This is a genomic window from Lysobacter enzymogenes (assembly GCF_017168095.1).
GTDB classification, from domain to species: Bacteria; Pseudomonadota; Gammaproteobacteria; order Xanthomonadales; family Xanthomonadaceae; genus Lysobacter; species Lysobacter enzymogenes_D.
In genome coordinates this window covers 1-6,420 of sequence record NZ_LXSD01000253.1, presented here as the reverse complement: position 1 = coordinate 6,420, position 6,420 = coordinate 1, and the positions used below count along the sequence as shown (strand labels likewise).

Annotated in this window: 8 protein-coding genes and 1 pseudogene; 7 read left to right on the top strand and 2 right to left on the bottom strand. The window is 73.1% G+C overall.

Features of this window, described 5'->3' with window-relative positions; all coding sequences use genetic code 11:
- The 7 genes and pseudogenes from A7A76_RS06980 to A7A76_RS06950 all read left to right on the top strand — a co-directional run.
- Nucleotides 1-574 (top strand): annotated as a pseudogene (locus tag A7A76_RS06980) (hypothetical protein); the annotation flags it as partial.
- An 11-nt stretch (nt 575-585) separates the two neighbouring features.
- Nucleotides 586-1,470, top strand: a complete 885-nt coding sequence (locus A7A76_RS06975) for a TPM domain-containing protein (RefSeq protein WP_428995098.1) — start codon at nt 586-588, stop codon at nt 1,468-1,470.
- Nucleotides 1,470-1,964 (top strand): TPM domain-containing protein, encoded by a 495-nt coding sequence (locus A7A76_RS06970; protein ID WP_206410511.1) that lies wholly within the window; start codon nt 1,470-1,472, stop codon nt 1,962-1,964. Before A7A76_RS06975 ends, A7A76_RS06970 begins: the two co-directional genes overlap by 1 nt.
- Nucleotides 1,965-2,288: 324 nt before the next feature.
- Nucleotides 2,289-3,182 (top strand): prolipoprotein diacylglyceryl transferase, encoded by an 894-nt coding sequence (lgt, locus tag A7A76_RS06965; RefSeq protein WP_206410510.1) that lies wholly within the window; start codon nt 2,289-2,291, stop codon nt 3,180-3,182.
- A gap of 3 nt (nt 3,183-3,185) precedes the next feature.
- Nucleotides 3,186-3,980 (top strand): thymidylate synthase, encoded by a 795-nt coding sequence (locus tag A7A76_RS06960; RefSeq protein WP_206410509.1) that lies wholly within the window; start codon nt 3,186-3,188, stop codon nt 3,978-3,980.
- 68 nt (nt 3,981-4,048) lie between these two features.
- Nucleotides 4,049-4,648: a hypothetical protein gene (locus A7A76_RS06955; protein ID WP_206410508.1), complete on the top strand. Its 600-nt coding sequence runs from the start codon at nt 4,049-4,051 to the stop codon at nt 4,646-4,648.
- Nucleotides 4,645-5,178: a dihydrofolate reductase gene (locus tag A7A76_RS06950; RefSeq protein WP_206410507.1), complete on the top strand. Its 534-nt coding sequence runs from the start codon at nt 4,645-4,647 to the stop codon at nt 5,176-5,178. Before A7A76_RS06955 ends, A7A76_RS06950 begins: the two co-directional genes overlap by 4 nt.
- An 18-nt stretch (nt 5,179-5,196) precedes the next feature.
- Here A7A76_RS06950 and A7A76_RS06945 read toward each other — a convergent pair whose 3' ends face one another.
- Nucleotides 5,197-5,853, bottom strand: coding sequence for a hypothetical protein (locus tag A7A76_RS06945; protein ID WP_206410506.1), 657 nt, complete (start codon nt 5,851-5,853; stop codon nt 5,197-5,199).
- On the bottom strand, nt 5,850-6,420 hold a 571-nt coding region (locus A7A76_RS06940; RefSeq protein ID WP_206410505.1), incomplete at its 5' end, for a DUF1287 domain-containing protein. The genes A7A76_RS06940 and A7A76_RS06945, both read right to left, overlap by 4 nt.

The window sequence follows — 6,420 nt, the reverse complement described above, 5'->3', positions numbered from 1 at the left end:
GGTCGCGGCCGCGCTGGCCGTCGCGGTCGCGCTGGCGGCGCTGTTCTGCCGCGGCGTGCCGGCGCCGGGCGAGATCGGCGTGGCGATGCTGGCGGTGTTGTTGGCCACGCCGCTGATGGTCGGCGTGGTCGCGCCGCCGGCGATCGCCTGGCAGAGCGGGCGGCTCGGATTCGCGCTGCGCGTCGCGGTGCTGGCGGGCCTGGCCTGGTGCGGCTGGCGCGCGCTGCTGCGGCTCGGCGGCGGCGACCTAGCCGGCCTCGGCGCGGCCAGCTGGCTCGGCGTCGGGCTGTTCGGCTACTTCGCCTGGCTGCTGGTGTTTCTGCTCGACGGCGAAGGCTGGGGCGGCGGTTCGCGTTCGCGCGCGGCGGCCGGCGGCGGTGGCCGCGTGTCGGTCGATGGCGAACGCGCGGTGCGTTCGGGCGATCCGGCGCGCCCGGATTCGGGCGGGTTGGGGTCGAGCGGCTTGAATCCGGGGGGCATGAATCCGGGCGGCTTGAGTCCGGGCCGTCCGAGCGGCGCGGACTGGTCCGGCGGCGGTGGCCGCAGCGGCGGCGGAGCGAGCGGATCATGGTGAACCTGCGCACGATACGGACGCACAGCTGGCGCACGCTGCTGGCGCTGGGCCTGGCGTTGCTGGCGACCGCCGCCTTCGCCCAGGCGCCGGCGCCGATCCCGGCTCTGGATTCGCCGGTGGTCGACACCACCGGCACCCTCGACGCGACCGCGCGCGCGGCCCTGGAGGCGCAGGCGCGCGCGCTGCAACAGCGCAAGGGCAGCCAGTTGCAGGTGCTGATGGTGGCGAGCACGCAGCCGGAGGACATCGACTCCTACGCGGTGCGCGCGTTCGAACAATTCAAGCTCGGCCGCAAGGGCGTCGACGACGGCGTGCTGCTGGTGGTGGCCAAGGACGACCGGCGCGTGCGCATCGAGGTCGGCTACGGGCTGGAGGGCGCGATCACCGACCTGCAGTCCGGCCGCATCATCCAGGAATACCTCGCGCCCAAGTTCCGCACCGGCGACTACGCCGGCGGCCTGCTCGACGCCACCGCGATGCTGACCCGGCTGATCGACGGCGAGCCCTTGCCCGAACCGATGGGCGCCGGCGCGCAAGGCGGGGGCGGCGGCGCGGGCGGCGGCAACTGGGTGATGGCGCTGGTGCTGGCGATGATCGGCTCGGCCCTGATCCGCGGCGTGTTCGGCGGCGTGCCGGCGCTGCTGCGCGGGGCGATCGGCGGGGTCGGCGCGGGCGTGGTCGCCTGGCTGCTGGCGATGTCGTGGGGCCTGGTCGCGCTGGCGGTGGCGTGCGGCTTCTTCTTCTCGCTGTTCGGCCGCGGCGGCGGGCATTACGCCGGCAGCGGCGGCTGGGGCGGTTATGGCGGCGGCTGGGGCGGCGGTGGCGGTGGAGGCGGTGGCGGCTGGTCCGGCGGCGGCGGTTCGAGCGGAGGCGGCGGCGCCTCGGGGAGCTGGTGATGCGCATCCTCAAGCACCTGTGCGCGGCGCCGGCGCGGCGGCGGTTCCCGGACTCCAGCCTGCGCCGGATCGCTGCGGCCATCGCCGCGGGCGAGGCCGACCACAGCGGCCAGCTGCGCTTCGCGGTCGAGGCGCGGCTGGGCTGGAACGAACTCCTCGCCGGGCGCGACGCGCGCCAGGCCGCGCACGCCGCGTTCGCCCAGCTCGGAGTGTGGGACACCGCGGGCAACAACGGCGTGCTGCTGTACCTGTTGCTGGCCGATCACCGCATCGAGATCGTCGCCGACCGCGGCTACGCGCGCCGGGTCGGCGACGAACGCTGGCAGGCGGTGTGCGACGGCATCCAGCAGGCGCTGGCCGCGGGCGAGGCCGAGGCGGCCGTGCTCGGCGGCATCGCCGCCTTGAACCAGATCATGGCCGAGGCATTCCCGCGCCGCGCCGGCGACGCGGCCGCAGCCGGCAACGAACTGCCCGACGAGCCGGTGTTGCTGTAGCCGATCCTGCGGCGGCCGATGCCGCGCGAGCCGCCTGTCGCGCTCGGCCCGTGCTGCATCACGCCTGTAGCAGCCGGCTGCGCAGCGGCTCGTCCCGCCGCAACCCGCGCCATCCGCCCGGACGAGAACGCCGCTCGCAAGCGCCGCGTCCGCAACCGGCCGCCCCGCACCGGCGCAGCGCCGCCCGGCGTCGCCGAAGCGAACCCAAGCGCAGCTGAAACGCGGCGCGCCCGCGGCGCCGAGCGGCCGCAACCCGCACCCTGCGAGCCGGCGCGCTGGGGCACAATACGTCGGTCCTCCGCTCCCCCGAGCCCGTCCCGTCGCATGATCATCCTGCACCAGATCGATCCGATCGCGCTGTCCCTCGGCCCGCTGCAAATCCACTGGTACGGGATCATGTACCTGCTGGGTTTCGTCACCGCCTGGTGGCTGGGGCGGCGACGGGTCCGCGCCGGGCGCCTGCCCGGGGTCAGCGAGGCGTCCTACGGCGACCTGCTGTTCTACGCCATGATCGGCGTCGTGCTCGGCGGCCGCATCGGCTACGTGCTGTTCTACGGCTTCGCCGACCTGCTGCGCGACCCGCTGATGCTGCTGCGCATCTGGGAAGGCGGCATGAGCTTCCACGGCGGCCTGCTCGGCGTAGTCGCCGCGGTGTGGTGGTGGTCGCGCAGCCAACGCACCCACTTCTTCGACACCCTCGACTTCATCGCCCCGCTGGTGCCGCCGGGCCTGGGCTTCGGCCGGCTCGGCAACTACATCGGCGGCGAGTTGTGGGGCAAGTTCACCGACGGCGGCTGGGGCGTGGTGTTCCCGCGCGCGCCGGAATTCGCCAACTGGAGCGCGCAGCAGCTGCAGACCCAGTTCGCCGCCGGCGCGCTGGAGCGCTACGCCCGCCATCCCTCGCAGCTGTACCAGGCCGCGCTGGAAGGGCTGACCATGTTCGCGCTGCTGTGGTGGTTCTCCAGCAAGCCGCGCCCGCGCTATGCGGTCTCGGGCCTGTTCGCGCTGCTGTACGGCTGCTTCCGCTTCCTGGTCGAATTCGTGCGCGTGCCCGACCAGCAGCTCGGCGACCACGGCTATCTCGCCTTCGGCTGGCTGACCATGGGCCAGGTGCTGAGCCTGCCGCTGATCGTGCTGGGCCTGTTCTGGCTGTGGCTGTCCACGCGCTCGCCGACCCTGCAACCGCAACTGCCGGCGGCCGAGCCGGCCAAGGGCTGAGCGATGCGCCCATACCTCGACCTGCTGCGTCACGTGCTCGAACACGGCGCGGAGAAATCGGATCGCACCGGCACCGGCACGCGCAGCGTGTTCGGCTGGCAGATGCGCTTCGACTTGAACCAGGGCTTCCCGCTGGTCACCACCAAGAAGCTGCACCTGCGCTCGATCGTGCACGAGCTGCTGTGGTTCCTGCAGGGCGACACCAACATCGCCTACCTGAAAGCGAACAAGGTCGGCATCTGGGACGAATGGGCCGACGCCGACGGCGACCTCGGCCCGGTCTACGGTCACCAGTGGCGGCGCTGGGCCGACGGCGCCGGCGGCGAGATCGACCAGATCCGCTGGGTGGTGGACGAGATCAAGCGCAATCCCGATTCGCGCCGGCTGATCGTCAGCGCCTGGAACGTCGCCGACCTGCCGAAGATGGCGCTGATGCCCTGCCACGCGCTGTTCCAGTTCTACGTGGTCGACGGCAAGCTCAGCTGCCAGCTCTACCAGCGCAGCGGCGACATCTTCCTCGGCGTGCCGTTCAATATCGCCAGCTACGCGCTGCTGACTCACATGATCGCGCAGGTGTGCGGGCTCGGCGTCGGCGATTTCGTCCACACGCTGGGCGATGCGCATCTGTATTCGAACCACTTCGAGCAGGCGCGCGAGCAGCTCGCGCGCGAACCGCGCGCGCTGCCGAGGCTGAAGCTCAATCCGGACGTGAGCGATCTGTTCGCGTTCGGTTACGACGACATCGCCATCGAAGGCTACGATCCGTTGCCCGCGATCAAGGCGCCGGTGGCGGTGTGAACGCCGCCGCCGCGCGCGGCGGTCGGGGATCGAACGGCGCCGGCATCGCCGGGCCGCAAGGAGCGCGCATGCCGCATCGCCGTCGGTTCGCTGCGGCGGGGCTGGCGATCGCGTTGCTGGCGACGGCCGCTTGCGTGCGTACGGCCGCGCCCGAGCCGGCGCGCGCGCACGCTGCCGCCGACGCGCGGGTTCCCGCGCAGGCGATCGAAGCGGCGTCCGCGTTCTATCGCCTGCATCTGCGCGCCTATGCCGACGGCAGCTCGGCCGGCCTGCCGCAAGGCGCGCGGCTGGCCGCGTGCGCGCCATTGCTGACCCGCGCGTTGCGCGCGCGCCTGCAAAAGGCGCTGCGTCTGCAGGACCGGTTCATCGCCGAACATCCCGGCGACAAGCCGCCGCTGATCGAAGACGACGTCTTCAGCAGCGCCTTCCAGGACGAGCGCATCGTCGGCTTCGCGCCGGGCGCCGCCGAGGCGCTCGCCGGCGAGCGCGTGCGCATCGACATCGCCTTGACCGTCGTCGCCGTGCCCGATCCGGCGCGGCAACGGCACGACCGCGCGCTGATGCGCCGCGAGGACGGCGCCTGGAAACTCGACGACATCGAGTTCGACCCCGCAGGCGCCGGCGGCAACGCCCGGCTTTCGCTAGTTCTCGACGAGGCTTTCCGATGACCGCACCGACCCCCGCAACGTCCGCGCCGCGCCTGAGCCTGATCGCCGCGCTCGACCGCCACCACGCCATCGGCCGCGACAACGCGCTGCCGTGGCGTTTGTCCGACGACCTCAAGCGCTTCAAGGCGCTGACCCTGGGCAAGCCGCTGCTGATGGGCCGCAAGACCGCGCAATCGCTGGGCCGCGCGCTGCCGGGGCGGCGCAACCTGGTGCTGACGCGTTCGCGCGCGGTGCCGTTCGCCGGCATGGAAGCGGTCGGTTCGACCGAACAGGCGCTGGAGCTGGCCGCGGCCGACGGCGCCGACGAGCTGTGCGTGATCGGCGGCGGCGAGGTCTACGCGCTGTGCCTGCCGTCGGCGACGCGGCTGTACCTGACCCGGGTCGATACCGTGGTCGAGGGTGCTGACGCGTTCTTCCCGCGCTTCGACGCCGCCGAATGGCGCGAGACCGCGCGCGAATCGCATCGCGCCGACGAGCGCAACGAATTCGATTTCGAGTACGTGGACTACGTTCGCCTGGGCATGGACTGAGCCCGCCGCAGGCGATGCTCAGGGCGCGGGCGACGGCGCGTCGGTTTCGCCGGCGCTCGCTTCGATCGAGAACATGAAGCGATGCGGGCCGTCGGTGCGTTCGCGCGCGCCGGGCTGGTCGGTAAACGCGTAGACCGGCAGCGGCGATGCGCTCGCGAGCGCGGCGTGCAGCGCCGCGTAGGCGTCGGCATCGCCGCGCACCGAGCCCATGCACAGGCGCGGCCCGCATTGGAACGCTTCGATGTCGAGCGCGAGCTCGGCCTTGGCGATGGTGCCGGCCAGCGTCGCGCGGTAGGCAGCGGTCTGCCGCTGTGCTTCAAGGTCCGAGGCGCTGCGCGCCTTGAGGTCGGCGAGCGCGGTTTCGAACACGCGGTCCATGACCGACGCCGCCGCGTTGGTGTCCGCGCCCGCGGCGGGCGCGGCGCGGTCGCCGGCCGCCGCGCCGCGTTGCGCCTCGGGCGTCGCGGCCGCGTCCGGCGTGTCGAGTTGGGTGCGCACGATCTGCACCAGGACCAACGCGACGACGACGGCGCCGCACATCAGCAGCATCAGGTCGGGCCGGCGCCGGCGATACTCGCGCGCGTCGATCTCGGCGGCGAGCCGGCGATTGGGGCCGCCGGTTCCGGGCGGCGGCTCGGCCGGCGTTGGCGGCGGCGGTGTCTCGCCCGGTTTCATCGCTGCGCCACCGCCGCCGGCAACCGCGGCCGATAGCGCCCGGTCAGCGTGTAGGCGAACAGCACGTCTTCCTCCTGCGTGCCGCGCGCGATGTTGTGCAGGATCAGCGGCCGGCGCCGGTCGCGGGAGCGGCGGTCGGAGACGATGCCGATGTGGGTCTGGCCACGGCCGAGATCCCAGGTCACCACGTCGCCGGCGCGATAGTCGGCGGCGTCGGCGCTGACCGGCAGCGCCCAACCCTGGCGTTCGAACCAGCGGCGCAGGTTGGGCACGCGGCGGTGGTCGATGCTGCGGTCGGTCGCGGTGGCCCGCCACAGCGGCGGGTACGCGGCGAAGTTCGCGCGCATGTCTTCGTGCACGCTGCGCTGCAGGTCCAGGCCCTGCGCGCGCAGCGCGCGGATCACCACGTCGGTGCACACGCCGCGGTCGGGCGCGACGTCGCCGCCGGGATAGCTCAGCTGCACGTAAGCCGGGTCGTACAAACGCACCACGCCGACCTGCGCGCGCGCGGCGGCGACCAGGGGCGGCGAGGGCGCGGCGGGTTCGGCCGACGGCGCCGGCGACCCT

What these genes read in the sequence shown, in the direction of transcription:
- lgt (WP_206410510.1), top strand. Translation starts at nt 2,289, where the DNA reads ATGATCATCCTGCACCAGATCGATCCGATCGCGCTGTCCCTCGGCCCG.
- A7A76_RS06970 (WP_206410511.1), top strand. Translation starts at nt 1,470, where the DNA reads ATGCGCATCCTCAAGCACCTGTGCGCGGCGCCGGCGCGGCGGCGGTTC.
- A7A76_RS06955 (WP_206410508.1), top strand. Translation starts at nt 4,049, where the DNA reads ATGCCGCATCGCCGTCGGTTCGCTGCGGCGGGGCTGGCGATCGCGTTG.
- A7A76_RS06960 (WP_206410509.1), top strand. Translation starts at nt 3,186, where the DNA reads ATGCGCCCATACCTCGACCTGCTGCGTCACGTGCTCGAACACGGCGCG.
- A7A76_RS06950 (WP_206410507.1), top strand. Translation starts at nt 4,645, where the DNA reads ATGACCGCACCGACCCCCGCAACGTCCGCGCCGCGCCTGAGCCTGATC.
- A7A76_RS06945 (WP_206410506.1), bottom strand. Translation starts at nt 5,853, where the DNA reads ATGAAACCGGGCGAGACACCGCCGCCGCCAACGCCGGCCGAGCCGCCG.